This is a genomic window from Kitasatospora sp. NBC_01287, assembly GCF_026340565.1.
Taxonomy (GTDB): domain Bacteria; phylum Actinomycetota; class Actinomycetes; order Streptomycetales; family Streptomycetaceae; genus Kitasatospora.
In genome coordinates, this window is record NZ_JAPEPB010000001.1 from 3,923,883 (window position 1) to 3,942,116 (window position 18,234).

Genomic DNA, 18,234 nt, shown 5'->3' on the forward strand with positions numbered 1-18,234 from the left:
CGGTGGCGAACGATCCTGCCGCCGGGCAGCTTGATGGGCCCGGCACGCGTGTGGCGGGGGCCGGGTCAAGCTCCCAGGGTACGCCGCGCGGTGGAGAGCGCGCCGGGCAGGCGCGGCCATGCACATGCCCGGCCGCGGCACCGATGACCTGCCGTTCGGACCCAGCGGTCGATTGTCAAGAAGTGGACACACTCCTGTCACTGGGAGTCCATGGAGGGCGCGCAGGATGGTTCTCGTGCCCGCCGCTCCAACCGTGGGGGATGGACGTGGTGGGCCGAACGCATTCCGATGGGGGTCGGGGTGCGAGGCCGGGCGACCCTGGGTGGGGGCGCCCGCCCGATCGTCGGGAGTCGTGGCGCCCTTTCCTGGAGGGCGCCACGGGTCCTGGCCCCGCACCGCGGCGACCGCCGGCCCGCCGAGCCGGCCCTGCCCGCCGCCGCGGGGCCCTTCGCCCACCCGCCCCACTGGGCCGATCGTGTCGCTGCCGATCGCGCCGCACCCCGACCACTACGCTGGGTCCCGGCGGCTGAGCAGACCGTCACATTCGGCCTGCCCAGGGGGTTTTGCCCGTCATGCGCGTCCTCATCGCCGGCCAGGGCTACGTCGGACTGCCACTGGCGGTGCGCGCCGCCGAGGTCGGCCACCAGGTGGTCGGCTACGACATCGACCCGCGCCGGATCGAACGGCTGGCCCGCGGCGAGTCCTACGTCGAGGACATCCCGGCCGAGCGGCTGCGACCGCTGCTGGCCACCGGCGCCTACCGCCCCTCCGCCGACCCGCGGGCGGTGGCGGGCTTCGACTTCGCGGTGATCACCGTGCCGACCCCGCTGCGCGACGGGGCGCCCGACCTCTCCTACATCGAGTCCTCGGCGAAGCTGCTGGCCGGCCACCTGCGCCCGGGCGCCACGGTGGTCCTGGAGTCCACCACCTACCCGGGCACCACCGAGGAGCTGCTCACCCCGCTGCTGGAGAAGGGCTCGGGGCTGAGCGCGGGCCTGGACTTCCAGGTCGGCTACAGCCCCGAACGGATCGACCCGGGCAACCCGCTCTGGCGGCTGGAGAACACCCCCAAGGTGGTCTCCGGTCTGGGCGCCGAGGCACTGCGCGCGGTGGACGACTTCTACCGGCAGCTGGTGGAGCGCACGGTGCCGGTCTCCTCCTGCAAGGAGGCCGAGCTGACCAAGCTGCTGGAGAACACCTTCCGGCACGTCAACATCGCGCTGGTGAACGAGCTGGCGATGTTCGCCCACGACCTCGGGATCGACGTCTGGGAGGCGATCGATGCCGCCGCCACCAAGCCCTTCGGCTTCCTGCGCTTCAACCCGGGCCCGGGCGTCGGCGGGCACTGCCTGCCGATCGACCCCTCCTACCTCTCCTGGCGGGTGGAGCGCGCGCTCGGCCACTCCTTCCGCTTCGTCGAGCTGGCCAACGACGTCAACAGCCACATGCCCGACTACGTGGTCCGCCGCCTCGCCGAGGGCCTCAACGAGCGCAAGCGGTCGGTGAACGGCTCCCGGATCCTGCTGCTGGGCCTGGCCTACAAGAAGAACACCGGCGACGCCCGGGAGACGCCGGCCGCCCGGGTCGCCGAGCTGCTCACCCGGATGGGGGCCGAGGTCCGCGCCGCCGACCCGCACGTGGTTACCGGCGTGCACGTCGGCGACCCGGCCGTCCCCGGTCAGCGCGGCCCCTTCTCCCGGGTGGTCCGGGTCACCGCGACCCCCCAGGAGCTGGCCGCGGCCGACGCGGTGGTGCTGCTCGCCGACCACGACGACTTCGACTACCCCGCCATCGGCGCCCACGCCCGCTACGTCCTCGACTGCCGCCGCCGGCTGAGCGGGGCGACGGTCGAGGTGCTGTAGGCGCGGCGGGGCCGGGGCCGCTCAGCTGCGCCGGCGGCCCACCGTGTTGGGCAGGCTGTCCAGGGCCGTCCCGTCGTCGATGATCACGATCTTCGGGATGATCGCGGTCTCGTCGTTGCCCGCGGCGCTCGCGGGGTTCGCGGCGGCTGCGACCGCACCCGCTCCGCCGCCCGGCGCGGCCTCGAAGCGGGGCATGACGGCGGTCTCGGCCGCCGGGTCGGTCGGCTCCGCCGGAGCCGCCGCGCGGGCGGCCGGCGGCGGGGTGGCCGGACGGGGCGGGAGCGGCGGCCGGGCGGCACCCGCGGCGTGCAGCGCGCTGCGCGGGTCGACGGCGGCGGGCTGCGGCTGCGGGGTGACGGCCGTCGCCTCCAGCAGTTCGGCGGGCAGCCGCAGCACGGTCGTTGGCGCGTCGGCGCCGCCGGCCTGCGTGGCGGGCGACCCGGCCGGCGCCGCCGGTGCGGCGGCGGGCGGCACGGCCGGCAGCGGGACCTCGCCGGTGTCCGCCTCCGGGTCGGCGCCCGCGGCAGCGGCCCGCGCGGCGGCACCGGCGGCGAACTCGCCCGGCTCGATCATGCCGACCGCCTTGCCGGTGAGCGAGGCGAGCGTGCCCTTGATGTGGTCCAGGTGCGTCTGCACCGTTTCGAGCCGCTTGTCGAACTCCGCGCGCTCGGCCGCGGTGGCCACGTTGGTGCGCTCCGCCTCCCGGCGGGCGGTCTCGATCAGCTGGTCGGCCTTGGCCTGCGCGTCGGTGTCGGTCTGCTTGATCAGGCCGAGCACGGACTCCCGGTGCTGCTCGGCCTCCTTGAGGCGGCGCTCGGCGGCCAGCGAGACCTTGGCGTCCTCGGCGGCGGCAGCGGCGTCCTCGGCGGCGAACCGCTCGTCGGCGTCGCGGCGCAGCTCGGCCAGCCTGGTCTCGGCGCGCTCGCCGGCCTCGGCCGCCTCCACCCGCAGCCGGGCGGCGTCGGCGGTGGCCGTGTCGCGGATGGTGCGGGCGTCCTGATCGGCCTCGGCGCGCAGCTTCTCGGCCTCGGCCCGGGTGCGCTCGTCGGTGCGGCGGGCGGACTGGTCGGCGTCCTCGCGGGTGGCGGTGGCGAAGGCGGCGGCCTCGGCCTGCAGGCGCCGGCCGGCCTCGGCGGCGCCGTCGCGGGTGTCCTCGGCGGACCGCTCCGACTTCTCGCGGATCTGCCGGGCCTCGTTCTCGGCGATCGCCATCAGGTCGCCGGCCTGCTCGCTGAGCGTGGTGTAGTCCGGCTCGGGCGCCTGGGCGGCGGCCTCCCTGGCGGCGGCCAGCGCCGTCTCCAGCTCGCGGATCTGGGCGCCGAGCTGGCTCAGCCGGTGCCATGCGTGGTCGCGCTGGCCGGTCAGGGCGGCCAGCGCGCGATCGACCTGTTCGGGCGCGTAGCCCTTCCGGGCAGCGGTGAAGCCGTACGACGGGATGGCGTCGCTCATCTACTGTCTTCCCCTCAGTGGCCGGCAGGGCGCGGTGCCAGGCTGGGCTCGGTCGTGTGCTCGGGTACCAGTGGTCTTCTTGACCTATTTTGCGCAGATCATTCAGAAAGCCCAAGGAAGCGACACTGCCGGCCGGGGCCGCACCTCTCGGTGCCGCCCCGGCCCCAGCCGCCGGGCGGCTAGAGCAGGCCGTCCCAGAACTGCTCCAGGAGGACCGCCCACCAGGTGTCCGGCGCCTGGAGGGCCGCCGGGTCCAGCGCGGCCAGCTCGGCCTGGAAGTCGGCGGTCCAGCGCCCGGCCTGATCCGGGGTCAGACCGTAGCGCAGCGGCCACATCCGACCGAGCAGTGCGAGCGACCGGACGAATTCCGGCACACCGCTGTTGACGAAGCGCGGGGCCTCGGTGGTTCCCTCCAGGTCCACCGCCACCACGGCGGCTGTGCCGTACTGCACACAGAGCTGCCGCCCGTAGTCGTTGCCGAGCACCAGGTAGCCGCCCGCGTCCGGGGCGGCCGGGCGGCCCCGCTCGGCGGCCAGTTCGGCCAGGGTCGGGATCGGCCGGTTCTCGGGCGTGTGCGCCCAGAAGAACGGCCCGAAGTTGGTCGGCAGACCGGCCCAGACCAGGGTCTGCGCGACCGCCTCGGGCACCCCGGCCCGGGACACGGCCCGCTGCTCGTAGCGGAAGACGCCCTGGCCGAAGAACTGCCCGAGCTCCGCGGCCAGCTGCTGCGGCGGCACCGGCGGACGCGGCGGGACCGTCCCGGGCACGGGCAGCGGCACCCTGACCGGGCGCTGGCGGCGCGGGCCGGCCGCCAGCTGGTGCAGCTCGTCCAGGTGGTTCAGCAGGTTGGCCATGCCGGCCTGGCGGCTCTGGTGGTCGCGGCCGTAGGCGGCGCTGTGGGTGATCCGCACGTTCGGCCAGGAGGTGGCGACCAGCCGGGAGCAGTAGCCCCCGGGCAGGTCGCAGGACTCCAGCTCGGTGTGCAGTTCGAGCACCTGCTCGGCGGGCACGCCGAGGCGGCGCAGCTCCTGGAGGATCTTCCACTCCGGGTGCGGCGTGCCGGGCTCGCTGCGCTGCATCACCTTCTGCTCGGAGCCGTCGGGTGCCCGGTAGCTGAGCACGGCCAGGTAGCCGGGGCCCACCATGGGCACGCCGGGCGGGACCGGCGCGCCCTGCGGCGGCAGCCCGGGCACCGGCGCCGCGGCGCCGGGCACGGCGGCGGGGGCCGACGGGCCGGGGAAGCCGAGGCCGCTGTCGGGGACGGCCGAGGCCAGCTGGGTCGCCGCCTGCGCGACCCCGGCGGCCTGCGCGCCGCCGGTCGAGCCGGGACGCGGCGGCGGGGACGCCTTGCTGGTCGCGGCATCGGCGAGGTCGGCCGCGCCGGGGGCACCGGGCGCGGCGGGCGTGCCCGGTGCGGCGCGCAGACCGGCCGGCGGCGGAGGCGGCGGGACGCTGCCCGCACCGCGACCGCCCGGGTGGGCGGACGGCTCGCCGCCGCCCGCGTGCAGCAGGCCGCCGGGCGGGGGCGGGGGCGGCGCGCTCCCGGCGCCACGGCCGGCGGCGGGCGCGGCGGGCGGCGACGCGGGCGCGCCGGACTGGGCCGCGCCACGCAGCGCGGCCGGCGGCGGAGGCGGCGGCACGCTCGCCCCGCCGCGGCCACCCGTGGCGGGCGGCAGCGGCGCCCCGGCGGTGCCGGGGGCACCGGGCAGGCCCATCAGTCCGGGCGGGCCGTCGCCGGCCAGCATGGTCGGCGCGTAGTCGATCGACGGCGCGGCGGGCGGCACCGGAGCCGGCGCGGGAACGGGCGCGGGACCAGGGCCGGGGGCACCGGGCAGGCCCAGCAGCCCGGGCGGGCCGTCGGTGGCGAGCATGGTCGGGGCGTACCCGCCCACCGGCGTGGCGGGAGCGGGCGCGGTCGGCACCTGCGGCGCGGCCGGGACGGCGGGCGGGAGCGGCACGGCGGGCGGCTCGGGCGTGAGCGCCGGGGCCGGGACCGGTGCCGGTGCCGCCGCTGTCCCAGCGGCGGGCGGTGGCATCCGGACCGTCATCGCCTCCGGCGGGGTCCGCGGGGCGAGCGGCCCCTCCTCACCGTGCTCGGCCAGCTCCCAGCTGGGCGGCGGGGCCAGCATGGTCGGCGCGTCGCCGGCCGGCCGGTCGGAGACCGGCGGGGCGGTCAGCCGGGCGGGCTCGGGCAGCACGGGCTCGGGCAGCACGGGCTCGGCCGGGGCCGGAGTCGGTGCCGGAGCAGAGGTCAGGACCGGCTCGGCGGCCGGCGTCCCGCCGAACTGCTCGGCCTCGGCCGCGAGCGCGGCCGAGCCGGCGTCCAGCACCCACTGCGGCGGGCTGAGCAGGAAGGAGGTCGCCTCGATCGGTCCTGGCAGCTGCCTGGCCAGCCCGGAGGGGGTCGCGCCGACCGGTCGGCCGTACGCCTCCTCGTAGCGCCGCACCACCTCGTTGACCGGCAGCGCGGGCCAGAGCGTGCTCGCCCCGGTGTCCCGGGCGATCACCAGCTTGACCGCCCCGCCGTCCGAGGAGGGCCCGCCGTCGCGGTCCTCCGCCCAGCAGACGAAGCCGAGGTCGAACTCCCGCACCCGCACCTCGCGCTGCTGGTAGTGCGGCACCCCGCCGTTGATCCACTCCGTCGCCAGGTCCTGCGCCTGCGCGTACGTCATCGCCATGCCGGGACCGCCTCCGCCTTGTCCACCACCGCTGTCGTCCCCCTGCCGCTACCGCCCGCCGCGCGCCTCACGGCGCCGGCACCGCGCGGGCGAACCCGCCGTCCACCATCAGCTCGGCCACCGTCTCCAGCTCGGGCGGGCTGCCGGCCAGCCGGAGCAGGAAGTCGTCGAACGTGTCGCCGCAGCGCAGCAGCAGCCGCCGCACCCGCTCGGCCGGCTCCTCCGCCGCGCCGGTGTCCCGGGCGTCGTCGTAGAGGCAGAACCAGACCGAGCCCAGCTCGTCGCCGCGCACCTTGAGCGCGAGGATGCCGCCCTGGGCGTAGGCGATGCCCAGGTAGTCCTTGGTCAGATGGTCACGCAGGCACTTGTTGGCATAGACCAGGTCATCGATCCCGTACTCCTCGCCGAGGGTCAGGAACGGCTGGTCGAGCAGCAGCCCGAGCTCGGTGTCCAGGGCCACACCCACCGGGGCGCGCCCGCCGGCCAGCTTGAGGAAGCTCCGGTACGGGCCGGGCAGCCGGTAGCCGAGCTTCTCCTCGGCGGCCTGCAGCAGGTCCTCGCTGACGCTCAGCGGCGTGTCGCCGTCCTTGGCGAGCGAGAGGTGCACGGCCTTGCTCTCCTGCAGCGGCCGGGTGCCGCGCCGGGAGTGGTCGGCGGGCGAGGTGGCCAGTCCGCCGTGGTGCCGCAGCAGCGCCTTGACCTCGACCGGCACCAGTTCCATCCGCCGCCAGCCGGGCGCCGCGCGGCCGACCGCGTGGTGCCAGGTCCAGCCCACCGGGGTCGCCACGGCGGCCTCCTGGTCGGCCCACAGCTCATGGCCCTGGCTGAAGAGCGCGGCGTTGGCCGAGACGTAGTCGGTCAGCCGCAGCTCGTCCACACCGAAACCCTCGGGCGGGTCGGCCACCTCGGCCGCGGCCTTGGCGTACGGACCGAAGTCCGGGTAGCCCTGGGCGTCCACCCGCACCCCCTCGGGGTACTTGGCGGCGCGCACCGGGTCGGGAAAGTGGACCACCTGACCCGCGTAGGCCGCGTTGGGCGCGGCGGCGGCGGCGCCGGGCCGACCTGTCGTCATCTGGGTGCCCCCTGCTGAAGCCGATGTAGCTAGCCACCAGGGTATGGGGTCGGGCCTTCGGGTGGTCCCCCTGGCCCGGCCCCCCGGGACGAACCGGAGCCGCCACCCTGATTTGTGAATGATCCGTGTGCCCGACGGCCCGTCAGGACACCTGCCGTACCCCCGGGTGATCCACTGTCCGAGACGTTTGGCAGGCTGGCCCCGAGCGCGCCCCGACCCATCGGAGCGCGCCCGACCGGACGGAGAGGAGCAGCCGTGGGTGACAGCGCACCGGCCGCGCCGCTGCTGCGCCACGACCGGGACAGCCTGCTGCCCGCCGTCGCCGCCGCCCTCTCGCTGCGCGGCGGCGAGGTGCACACCCTGGCCGGGCGCAAGGCCGACCAGGCGCCCGAGCTGCACCCACTGGTCGGCGAGTTCCTGACCCGGCTGCCGGTGGAGCACCGGGAGCGGTTCACCGGTCGCTGCCCGGAGGCCGTGCTGCTCTCCAAGTACCTCAGCACGGTGGACGGCGGCCGCTCCAAGCGCGCCGCCAAGAAGCCGCTGAGCCTGCACGACGCCCGCAAGGCGCTCAAGGGCGCCAAACTGACCACGGTGCGGATCCGCGAGCAGGACGACCCGGCCCACGGCACCCACGCCCCGCCGTGCCGCTCCTGCGCACCGCTGCTGGAGCACTTCACCGTGCAGAGCGTCGCGATCGGACCCCGAGCCGAGGCCTGACCCGGCCTCAGGTCCCTGTCCCCCGAGCCCGGAGCACCCCCTGAATCCGCTCAGCCCGCCGGCCCCAGGCCCGGTCCGCACGCAGCCCCGCTTCCCCGCCGACGTCGCCGCCGCCCTCAAGCAGGCCGGCTGGCACCCGGGCCGCTGGGAGCTCCCGCGCGCCGAGGGGTGGGCCGACGAGCTGCTCGCCCGGCACGACCGGCACGATCTGGACACGGTCCCGCACGCGGTCTTCCCGGCCGCGATCGAGGCCTGGGCCGAGTTCGGCGGCCTCTCCTTCGACCTGTCCGGCGCCGGCCGCGAGGTGGCCCGCACTCCTTTCCTGCTCGACCCGCTCTGCGGCCTGCACCTGTCGCGCACCCTGGCCGACCTGTCGCGCGCGCTCGGCAGCCGGGTGGCCCCGCTGGGCGAGGAGCGCTACGGCCAGGCGCTGCTGGCGATCGACGAGGAGGGCCGGGTCTACAGCCTGGACCACACCGGCGAGTGGTACCTGGGTCCCGACCTGGACCACGCGGTCGCCACCCTGGTCCTGGGCACCCGCCCGGAGCGCCTGCGCACCGCCGCCGACCCCGGCTGACCCCGCCACCACGCCGAGCCACACCACACCACACCGACGACGCCACGCCTCGTCCCGCCCGAGGCGTCAGTGCAGCGGATCCGCCCGCTCGGCCAACCGGGAGGGCAGCAGCGCCTCGACCCGGAAGCCGCCGTCCCGCTCCGGCCCGGCCCGGAAGTTGCCGCCCAGCGCCCGGACCCGCTCCTCCATGCCGACCAGCCCGTTGCCGCCGCTGGGCAGTTTGACCTGCTCGCCACCGACCGGGCTCTCGTTCACCACCGCGACCCGCACCCCGTTGGGCACGTAGGCCACCAGCACCGAGACCCGCGCGCCGCCGGCGTGCTTGTGCGCGTTGGTCAACCCCTCCTGGACCACCCGGTAGGCGGTCTGCTCGGCCTCGCCCCGGTAGGGCAGCCGGGCACCGCTGACGGTCAGGGTCACCTGCATCCCGGCCGCCGTGGACTGGCCGACCAGCCGCTCCAGATCGGTCAGCCCGCAGACGCTCTCGGCCGCCGGCTCCTCGTTCATCCGCAGCACACCGAGGATCTCGCGCAGCTCGTCCAGCGCCTGCCGCCCGGTGTCGGCCATCAGCTTGGCGCTCTGCGCCGCCTTGACCGGGTCGCGGGCCACGATCCGCTCCAGCGCCCCCGCGTGCACCACCATCAGGCTGACCCGGTGCGCGACCACGTCGTGCATCTCCCGGGCGATCCGGGTGCGCTCCTCCAGCCGGGCCCGGCTGGCCCGCTCCCTGGCCCGCTCGGCCAGCAGGTCCAGCTCGGCCTCCAGGCCGTGCGCCCGGTCCTTGAGCGACTCGACCAGCCGCCGCTTGGCACCGATGTAGAGGCCGGTGACCACCGGCGGCACGGTCAGCCCGACCGCGACCAGCACCGAGAGCAGCACGAAGACCCAGGTGGCCGGCAACTGCTCGCCGGGCTGCGGCTTGGTGGTGAGCAGCGAGAAGAGCACCATCCCCAGCGTCTCCACGAAGACCACCGCGGAGAGCGCCACCACCCGCCGCCGCCCCTGCGGCCAGGCCCAGGTCGCGGTGAGGGTGTAGAGCGCCACCACCAGCAGCACGATCCCGAACAGACCGGGGACCAGGATCATCGAGACCAGCACCGGCAGCGCCGGCCAGCGGCGGCGCAGCAGCAGGGTGGCCCCGCTCAGCGCGCCGATGACGGCGGCCGCCACGGTCGCCGCGGTGCCCAGGTGCAACCGGTCACCGGCCAGGCTGTAGCCGCCGGCCGCGCACTCCAACGCGGCCAGCGCGGCCAGCAACGCGTCCAGGAGCGCGCTGCGCCGCCGCTCCCACCACCACCAGCCGCGGTCGTACGCGCCCTCCCCAGGCGACAAGCTCATGGGCGACAGCCTAAGCGAGGCGCACCCGGCTGCCCCACCGACTTCTCATCCGGGTTTCAGCGCGATCTCATCCACCGGTCCTCGCCACCGAGGCCGGCCACCAGGGCCGGTCTCCCGCCGGTCTCCCGCCGGTCTCCCGCCGACCGGTCGCCTACCGGTCGCCCGGTCCGGGCCACCTGATCAGCGCGGCAACCGCCGCGGCCGCGCCGCGCTGTCCGGCATGCGACCGGCTCAACCGAGGGGCAAGGGGTGCCACCTATGCTGGTCCGGTCGGACAGCGCGGTCCGCCGTCGCCCACCCCACCACCCCAGGGAGCCAGCCGTGACCGCTCCGGTCCCCACCTCGGCCGACCACCCGAGTGCTGACCCGTCGAGCCCGCTGACCACCGATGACGCGGCCACCGGTGCCGCGGCCGTCGAGCGGGCGGCCGCCGACCTGCCGCCCCTCGACCCGGCGGCCGACAACGCCGCCCTGCGCGCCGACATCCGCCGCCTCGGCGACCTGCTCGGTGAGACCCTGGTGCGCCAGGAGGGCGCGGAGGTGCTCGGCCTGGTCGAGCAGGTCCGGCTGCTGAGCCGCACCGACGGCGAGGCCACCGCGGAACTGCTCGCCAACATCGACCTGGAGACCGCGGCCAAGCTGGTTCGGGCCTTCTCCACCTACTTCCACCTGGCCAACGTCACCGAGCAGGTGCACCGCGGCCGCGAGTTCGCCGCCCGCCGGGCCCGCGAGGGCTCGCTGCTGGCGCAGACCGCCGACCAGTTGGCCGACGCCGACCCCAAGCACCTGGCCGACACGCTGGCCAACCTGGCGGTCCGCCCGGTCTTCACCGCGCACCCCACCGAGGCGGCCCGCCGCAGCGTGCTGAACAAGCTGCGCCGGATCGGCGAGCTGCTGGAGCGCGTCCACCGCGAGCACGTGGCCTCGGGCCTGTCGACCAGCGACCCGGTGCGCCACTCCTCCGCCAAGCGCTCGGCCGACCGCCGGCTCGCCGAGGTGATCGACCTGCTCTGGCAGACCGACGAGCTGCGGATCGCCCGTCCCGAGCCCACCGACGAGGCCCGCAACGCCGTCTACTACCTGGACGAGCTCTACCGCGAGGCCGTCCCCGAGGTGCTGGAGGAGCTGCACGAGGAGCTGGCCCGGGTCGGCGCCGTGCTGCCCGAAGGGGTGCGCCCGCTGACCTTCGGCACCTGGATCGGCGGCGACCGGGACGGCAACCCCAACGTCACCCCGCAGGTCACCTGGGACGTGCTCAACCTGCAGCACGAGTACGGCATCAAGGACGCCCTGGACACCGTCGACGACCTGCGCAACTCGCTCTCCACCTCGGTCCGCCTGGCCGGTGCCTCGGAGGAGCTGCTGGCCTCGCTGGAGGCCGACCTCAAGGTGCTGCCCGAACTGAGCCCGCGGTACAAGCGGATGAACGCCGAGGAGCCCTACCGGCTCAAGGCCACCTGCGTGCGGCTCAAGCTGGAGAACACCCGCGAGCGGCTGGCCGCCGGCACCCCGCACGTGGACGGCCGGGACTACCTGGGCACCCGCGAACTGGTCGCCGACCTCAAGCTGATCCAGGAGTCGCTGCGCTCGCACCGCGGCGAGCTGATCGCCGACGGCCGCCTGGCCCGCGCGATCCGCACCGTCGAGGCCTTCGGCCTGCAGCTGGCCACCATGGACGTGCGCGAGCACGCCGAGGCCCACCACCACGCGCTCGGCCAGCTCTTCGACCGGCTGGGCGAGGAGGCCTGGCGGTACAACGACATGCCGCGCGAGTACCGCCAGAAGCTGCTCGCCAAGGAGCTGCGCTCGCGCCGCCCGCTGGCCCCCACCCCGGCGCCGCTGGACGCCGCGGGCATCAAGACGCTGGGCGTCTTCACCACCATCCGCGAGGGCTTCGAGCGGTTCGGCGACGAGATCGTCGAGAGCTACATCATCTCGATGTGCCAGGGCGCCGACGACGTCTTCGCCGCCGCGGTGCTGGCCCGCGAGGCCGGCCTGATCGACCTGCACGCGGGCGTCGCCCGGATCGGCATCGTGCCGCTGCTGGAGACCACCGACGAGCTGCAGCAGGCCGACCGGATCCTGGAGGAGATGCTCTCCGACCCCTCCTACCGCCTGCTGGTCTCGCTGCGCGGGGACATCCAGGAGGTCATGCTCGGCTACTCCGACTCCTCCAAGTTCGGCGGCATCACCACCTCGCAGTGGGAGATCCACCGGGCGCAGCGCCGGCTGCGCGACGTGGCCCACCGCTACGGCATCCGGCTGCGGCTCTTCCACGGCCGCGGCGGCACCGTGGGCCGCGGCGGCGGCCCCTCGCACGAGGCGATCCTCGCCCAGCCCTGGGGCACCCTGGAGGGCGAGATCAAGGTGACCGAGCAGGGCGAGGTGATCTCCGACAAGTACCTGCTGCCCTCACTGGCCCGGGAGAACCTGGAGCTCACCCTCTCCGCCACGCTGGCCGCCTCCGCGATGCACACCTCACCGCGCCAGGCGCCCGAGGAGCTGGCCCGCTGGGACGCCGCGATGGACAGCGTCTCCGAGGCCGCGCACAACACCTACCGGGCCCTGGTCGAGCAGGAGGACCTGCCGAAGTACTTCTTCGCCGCCACCCCGGTCGACCAGCTCGCCTCGCTGCACCTGGGCTCCCGCCCCTCCCGCCGCCCCGACTCGGGCGCCGGCCTGGACGGCCTGCGGGCCATCCCGTGGGTCTTCGGCTGGACCCAGTCCCGCCAGATCGTCCCGGGCTGGTACGGGGTCGGCTCCGGCCTGGCCGCCGCACGGGCCGCGGGCCTGGGCGACGTGCTGCCGGAGATGTACGGCAAGTGGCACTTCTTCCGCAACTTCCTCTCCAACGTCGCGATGACGCTGGCCAAGACGGACCTGCGGATCGCCCGCCACTACGTGGAGCAGCTGGTCCCCGGCGAGCTGCAGTACATCTTCGACCAGATCACCGCCGAGCACGACCTGACCCTGCGCGAGGTGCTGCGGCTGACCGGCGAGGGCGAACTGCTGGAGCACAACCCGGTGCTCAAGCAGACCTTCACGGTCCGCGACGCCTACCTGGACCCGATCTCCTACCTGCAGGTGGCGCTGCTGCGCCGGCAGCGCGAGGAGGTCGCCGCCGGCCGGCCCGAGGACCCGCTGCGGGCCCGCGCACTGCTGCTGACGGTCAACGGCATCGCCGCGGGCCTGCGCAACACCGGCTGACGCCGCGTCGCACGACCCGGACGCCCGAGGGGCCCGCTCGCCTGGTTGCGAGCGGGCCCCTCGGGCGTCCTGCCGGTGCTGTGCGCCGCCGTGCTGCCGGTGCCTCAGGCGCGCTTCTCGCCGCGGCGGCGCTTGAGCCAGAGCGCCCCGCCGCCGGCCGCGACCGCCACGCCGCCGGCCACCGCCGGGATCCCGGCGTTGCTGCCGAGAGTTGAGATGAAGGCGCCGGAGAACGCCTGCGGCGCGGGCGCCTGGGTCGGGCTGGGCGAGGCGGTCGGCGGCTGCGCGTCGACCAGCTGGGCGTCCAGCGCGGTCGGCGCGGGGGCCGGCCTGGCCTGGTGGACCCGGGCGCTGCCGCGCGACCCGCTGTACGAGGAGGCGCTGGTGCGGGTGACCGTCGGGCTGGGGGACGGCGTCGGTGTCGGACAGCCGCTGGGCAGCTCGGTGGCCGTGGGCGAGGGGCGCGTGCCGGGCGAGGAGGCGGCACTCGCACCGGCACTCGCACCGGAGCTCGCACTGGCACTGGCGCTGCCACCGGCACTCGGCAGCGGCGGGCAGCTGGGGTCCGGGCTCGGGCTCGCGCTGGGCGAGGGGCTCGTGCTGCCGGCCGCGAGCGTGGCGGTCGGCGTGGGAGCGGCGGCGGTGGGCTCCGGTGCGGAAGCGGAGCTGCTCGGCACCGGCGTCGGCGAGGGGGCCGCGCTCGCCGAGGGGGCGGGCGAGCCACTGGGCTCGGCGGCCCGGACCGAGGTGGCGCCGCCCAGCAGCGCAACGGCCGAAAGAATCCACGCACCGGCCACTCGTGCCGTGCCCAAGCCCGCGCCCACCAGCGCCCCCATCTTCCCGAGTCCGGGTGAACCGTACCCGATCCGCCACCGGCCACCGGGCCCGGATCGGGTGCTGCGGGGAAGAGTTGTACGACTGTTGCCCTGCCCGTCACGCGTCGGGCCGGGCTTGACGGCAGCTCAGGTGTTGTAGGTGCCCTGAGCCCGCTCCAGACCCTCCGTCAGCAGCGCTTCGACCGCGTCGGCAGAGCGGTCCACGAACCAGTCCAGCTCCTTGCGCTCGCTGGACGAGAAGTCCTTGAGCACGAAGTCGGCGACCTCCATCCGGCCCGGCGGGCGGCCGATCCCGCAGCGCACCCGGTGGTAGTCGGGGCCGAGCGACTTGGTGATCGACTTGAGCCCGTTGTGGCCGTTGTCGCCGCCGCCGAGCTTGAGCCGCAGCGTCGCGTAGTCGATGTCCAGCTCGTCGTGGACCGCCACCAGGGCGCCGGTGGGGGCCTTGTAGAAGTCGCGCAGCGCGGTGACCGGGCCGCCGGAGAGGTTCATGAAGGTCATCGGCTTGGCCAGCACCACCCGCTGCCCGGCGAGCCGCCCCTCTGCCACCTGGGCCCTGCTCTTGTGCGCCTTGAACTTCGCGCCGATCCGCTGGGCCAGCAGGTCGACCACCATGAACCCGATGTTGTGCCGGTTGCGGGCGTAGCCCTCCCCCGGATTGCCCAGGCCCGCGACCAGCCAGGGGCCGGTGTACTCATCACTCATCTCGCACTCCTCCTCCGGAGTCCTCTGGAGCCTCATCATCGCGCGGACGCGCCGCTGCCCCGGCCCCCACACGGGGAGCCGGGGCAGCGGCGGAGAAAAGGACGAGCGCGGGGCTCAGGCCTCGACGGTCGCCTCGGCGGCCTCGGTCTCGGCCTCCTCCTCGACCGGCGCGGCCTGGGCGGCGATGACCTGCAGCACGACGGTGTCGGCCTCGACGGCCAGGGTGGTGCCCTTCGGCAGCGCGATGTCGCCGGCGGTGATGGCGGCACCGGCCTCCAGGCCCTCGACCGAGACGGTGACGGACTCGGGCAGGTGGGTGGCCTCGGCCTCGATCGGCAGCGCGTTCAGCACGTGCTCCAGCAGGTTGCCGCCGGGGGCGAGCTCGCCCTCGACGAGCACCGGGATCTCGACGTTGACCTTCTCGCCGCGCTTGACCAGCAGCAGGTCGACGTGCTCGATGGTGCGCTTGATGGCCTCGCGCTGGACGGCCTTCGGCAGCACGAACTCGTCCTTGCCCTCGATCGGGACGACCAGCAGGGCGTTCGGGGTCTTGAGCGCCATCATCAGGTCGTGGCTGGGCAGGTTCAGGTGGACCGGGGTGTGGCCGTGGCCGTAGACGACACCGGGGACGAAGCCGGCGCGGCGGGCGCGACGGGCGGCACCCTTGCCGAACTCGTTGCGGGGCTCGGCGGCGAGGCGGATCTCGGACATGCTGCACTCCTGGCGTGAAAGGGGTGCGACAAGCGAAACCGCCGAGACCACACCCTCAAGTACATGGGGTAGCTCGGCGGAATTGATCCAGCGCGCGTCGATCACGGAGCATGCGCCCCGGGGGCGCGCGACATCCCTCGCCGAGCAGTCTCACGAGTCTAACCGCAGCACTCGTCAACCGTGAAATCGGCCCCGCCGCTCAGCAGCGACGGGGCCGATCGGACCTGACGGTCACTCAGGCAGGATCAGTGCACGCCCTCGAAGAGCGAGGTCACCGAACCCTCCTCGAAGACCTCGCGGATCGCGGCGGCGATCGAGGGGGCGATCGAGAGGGTGGTGACCTTGTCCATCTGCAGCTCGGCCGGGCAGGGCAGCGTGTTGGTGAAGACGAACTCGCTGACCCGCGAGTTCTTCAGCCGGTCGCGGGCGGGCCCGGAGAGGACGCCGTGGGTGGCGGCCACGATGACGTCGGCGGCGCCGTTGTCGAAGAGCGCGTCGGCGGCGGCGCAGATGGTGCCGGCGGTGTCGATCATGTCGTCGACCAGGACGCAGACCCGGTCCTTGACGTCACCGACCACCTCGGCGGAGAGGATGGTGTTGGCCTGGGTGATGTCGCGGCGCTTGTGGATGATCGCCAGCGGGGCGTCCAGGCGGTCGCACCACTGGTCGGCGACCTTCACCCGGCCCGCGTCCGGGGAGACGATGGTCAGCTGGCCGCGGTCCACCTTCTCGCCCACGTAGTCGCAGAGCAGCGGCAGCGCGAAGAGGTGGTCGACCGGGCCGGAGAAGAAGCCCTGGATCTGCGCGGTGTGCAGGTCCACGGCCATGATCCGGTCGGCGCCGGCCTGGGCCAGCAGGTCGGCCACCAGGCGGGCCGAGATCGGCTCGCGGCCCAGGTGCTTCTTGTCCTGGCGGGCGTAGCCGTAGAAGGGCAGGATCGCGGTGATGCTCCGGGCGGAGGCCCGCTTCAGCGCGTCGATCATGATGAGCTGTTCCATGATCCACTGGTTGATCGGAGCCGTGTGGCTCTGCATCACAAAACAGTCCGCCCCCCGGGCGGACTCCAGGAAGCGGACGTAGATCTCGCCATTGGCGAAGTCCAGGGCCTTGGTCGGGACGAGCTCGGTGCCCAGCGCCGCGGCCACCTCCTTCGCCAGCTCAGGGTGGGCACGGCCGGAGAAGAGCTTCAGTTTCTTCTCACCCGACGTCGTGATCCCGCTCACTGCACCGTCTCCTCGTGTTGCTGCCGCATGGTCCCGCCGCGCCGCACCCGGACGGCAGGAGCCGCCCGGGCCGGTGGTCGACGAGGGATTGGGTACGCCTCGGCACGGGCTACAGCCCCACGGCGCACGTATGTACACCAGGTTACGCGTCCGTTCGCGAAGCGCCCTGGCCGGGACCTGTGCGGCTCGCCACTCCGGTCGGTGCCGGCCGGCTCAGGCCTCGTCGGTCCCGGCGGGCGCGGCCTCGGCCAGCGCGGCCTCGGCGGCCGCGGCGGAAGCAGTGCCGGGGCGCTTACGCGCCACCCAGCCCTCGATGTTGCGCTGCTGCGCGCGGTTCACGCCGAGCGCGCCCGGGGGCACGTCCTTGCTGATCACCGAGCCCGCGCCGGTGTAAGCACCGTCACCGACGGTGACCGGAGCGATGAGCATGTTGTCGGTGCCGACCCGGGCGTGCGCGCCGATCACGGTGGGGTTCTTGTTCACCCCGTCCCAGTTGGCGGTCACGCAGGCCGCGCCGACATTGGCACCCTCGCCGATGGTGGCGTCGCCCATGTAGGAGAGGTGCGGGACCTTGGCGCCGGCGCCGATCGAGGACTTCTTGACCTCGACGAAGGTGCCGACCTTGCCCTTGGCGCCGAGCACCACCCCGCCGCGCAGGTAGGCGAACGGGCCGACGCTGGCCCCCGCGCCGATCTCGGCCTGCTCGACCACCGCGTTGCTCACCGTGGCACCGGCCCCGACCACGGCGTCGGTCAGGGTGCAGTTCGGGCCGACCCGGCTGCCCTCGCCCAGGTGGGTGGCGCCGTGCAGCTGGGTGCCGGGCAGCACCACGGCGTCCGGCTCGAAGCCGACCTCGACGTCGATCCAGGTGCTGGCAGGGTCGACCACGGTGACGCCGGCCCGCATCGCCGCCTCCAGCAGCCGGTCGTTGAGCAGCCGGCGGGCCTCGGCGAGCTGGAGCCGGTCGTTGATGCCGAGGATCTCCCGGTGGTCGGCGGCGACCAGGGTGCCGACCCGGTGCCCGGCCGAGCGCAGGATCTCCAGCGTGTCGGTCAGGTACTCCTCGCCCTGCGCGTTGTCGGTGCCGATCCGGGCCAGCGCGTCGGCCAGCAGCTTGCCGTCGAAGGCGTAGACGCCGGAGTTGATCTCGGTGATCGCGCGCTGGGCGGCGTCGGCGTCCTTGTGCTCGACGATGCCGGTGATCGGGCCGCCCACCCCGTCGCGCACGATCCGGCCGTAGCCGGTCGGGTCCGGGACCTCGGCGGTCAGCACGGTGACGCCGTTGCCCTCCGCGGCGTGGCGCTCGGCCAGCTCGCGCAGGGTGGCGGCGGACAGCAGCGGGACGTCCCCGTAGGTGACGACCACGGTGCCGTCCAGCGCGATCCCGTCGGCGGCCAGCGCCTCCACCGCGATCCGGGCCGCGTGCCCGGTGCCGTGCTGCTTCTCCTGCACCACCGCGCGGGCCCGGGGGTGGGCCTCACCCAGATGCTCCGCCACCAGGTCCTTCAGGTGGCCGATCACCACCACCAGGTGTTGCGGCGTCAACTCCTCGGCCGCGGTCACCGCGTGCCCCAGCAGGCTCCGGCCGCAGATCGGGTGCAGCACCTTGGGCAGCGCCTTGGACTTCATCCGGGTGCCCTCACCAGCGGCGAGCACGATGACGGCGGCAAGGGGGTTGGCACTCACGCGGGAGGCTCCTCGGGGGGTGACCGGCGGGCGGGGCGGGTCCGTCGGCGCGCCCGCGCATCACGCGCTCGCGGCCGGACCCGAATGACCAGTCCAGAGAATAACCGCACAAAGTGATGACAACCGCACAACCTGACGAGCGGCCGGGGCGGACCGCCCCGGCCGCTCGAAGT

13 protein-coding genes are annotated in these 18,234 nt (G+C 74.7%); 5 read left to right on the forward strand and 8 right to left on the reverse strand.

Going from position 1 to position 18,234, the window contains the following annotated elements; genetic code table 11:
- The first annotated feature begins 572 nt into the window (after window positions 1-572).
- Window positions 573-1,862, forward strand: a complete 1,290-nt coding sequence (locus tag OG455_RS16525) for a nucleotide sugar dehydrogenase (RefSeq protein WP_266294402.1) — start codon at window positions 573-575, stop codon at window positions 1,860-1,862.
- Window positions 1,863-1,883: 21 nt separating this feature from the next.
- Here OG455_RS16525 and OG455_RS16530 read toward each other — a convergent pair whose 3' ends face one another.
- The 3 genes from OG455_RS16530 to OG455_RS16540 all read right to left on the reverse strand — a co-directional run bounded on the left by OG455_RS16530 (window position 1,884) and on the right by OG455_RS16540 (window position 7,061).
- On the reverse strand, window positions 1,884-3,311 hold the full coding sequence (locus OG455_RS16530) for a hypothetical protein (protein ID WP_266294404.1): 1,428 nt from the start codon (window positions 3,309-3,311) through the stop codon (window positions 1,884-1,886).
- Between the two features lie 179 nt (window positions 3,312-3,490).
- The gene (locus OG455_RS16535) at window positions 3,491-5,989 is read right to left on the reverse strand and encodes an SUKH-4 family immunity protein (protein WP_323185525.1); all 2,499 of its coding nucleotides are present in this window, start codon (window positions 5,987-5,989) and stop codon (window positions 3,491-3,493) included.
- Between the two features lie 67 nt (window positions 5,990-6,056).
- On the reverse strand, window positions 6,057-7,061 hold the full coding sequence (locus OG455_RS16540) for an SMI1/KNR4 family protein (RefSeq protein ID WP_266294406.1): 1,005 nt from the start codon (window positions 7,059-7,061) through the stop codon (window positions 6,057-6,059).
- Between the two features lie 255 nt (window positions 7,062-7,316).
- On the opposite strand from OG455_RS16540, the gene OG455_RS16545 reads away from it, so the two are divergent.
- Both OG455_RS16545 and OG455_RS16550 read left to right on the forward strand, forming a co-directional pair.
- Window positions 7,317-7,778, forward strand: a complete 462-nt coding sequence (locus OG455_RS16545; RefSeq protein ID WP_266294408.1) for a YwqJ-related putative deaminase — start codon at window positions 7,317-7,319, stop codon at window positions 7,776-7,778.
- A 40-nt stretch (window positions 7,779-7,818) separates the two neighbouring features.
- Complete coding sequence (locus tag OG455_RS16550) at window positions 7,819-8,355, forward strand: SUKH-3 domain-containing protein (protein WP_266300830.1); 537 nt, start codon at window positions 7,819-7,821, stop codon at window positions 8,353-8,355.
- Window positions 8,356-8,421: 66 nt separating this feature from the next.
- Here the strand turns inward: OG455_RS16550 and OG455_RS16555 are convergent, their stop codons facing one another.
- Complete coding sequence (locus tag OG455_RS16555) at window positions 8,422-9,693, reverse strand: sensor histidine kinase (protein ID WP_266294410.1); 1,272 nt, start codon at window positions 9,691-9,693, stop codon at window positions 8,422-8,424.
- 435 nt (window positions 9,694-10,128) lie between these two features.
- Here OG455_RS16555 and ppc point away from each other — a divergent pair, with 435 nt between their 5' ends.
- Together ppc and OG455_RS16565 are read left to right on the forward strand one after the other, a co-directional pair.
- Entirely contained in the window at window positions 10,129-12,900 is a 2,772-nt protein-coding gene (gene ppc / locus OG455_RS16560) for a phosphoenolpyruvate carboxylase (protein ID WP_266300831.1), read from the forward strand.
- 45 nt (window positions 12,901-12,945) lie between these two features.
- Window positions 12,946-13,875, forward strand: a complete 930-nt coding sequence (locus OG455_RS16565; protein WP_266294412.1) for a hypothetical protein — start codon at window positions 12,946-12,948, stop codon at window positions 13,873-13,875.
- Here the strand turns inward: OG455_RS16565 and pth are convergent.
- The 4 genes from pth to glmU all read right to left on the reverse strand — a co-directional run bounded on the left by pth (window position 13,863) and on the right by glmU (window position 18,061).
- Complete coding sequence (pth, locus tag OG455_RS16570; protein ID WP_266294414.1) at window positions 13,863-14,441, reverse strand: aminoacyl-tRNA hydrolase; 579 nt, start codon at window positions 14,439-14,441, stop codon at window positions 13,863-13,865. The two genes, OG455_RS16565 and pth, sit on opposite strands and share 13 nt — an antisense overlap.
- 114 nt (window positions 14,442-14,555) lie before the next feature.
- A complete protein-coding gene (locus tag OG455_RS16575; RefSeq protein ID WP_266294416.1) occupies window positions 14,556-15,152 on the reverse strand; it encodes a 50S ribosomal protein L25/general stress protein Ctc in 597 nt (198 codons plus the stop codon).
- Window positions 15,153-15,397: 245 nt separating this feature from the next.
- On the reverse strand, window positions 15,398-16,375 hold the full coding sequence (locus OG455_RS16580; RefSeq protein WP_266294418.1) for a ribose-phosphate diphosphokinase: 978 nt from the start codon (window positions 16,373-16,375) through the stop codon (window positions 15,398-15,400).
- Window positions 16,376-16,588: 213 nt separating this feature from the next.
- Window positions 16,589-18,061: a bifunctional UDP-N-acetylglucosamine diphosphorylase/glucosamine-1-phosphate N-acetyltransferase GlmU gene (gene glmU, locus OG455_RS16585; protein ID WP_266294420.1), complete on the reverse strand. Its 1,473-nt coding sequence runs from the start codon at window positions 18,059-18,061 to the stop codon at window positions 16,589-16,591.
- Between the last annotated feature and the right edge of the window lie 173 nt (window positions 18,062-18,234).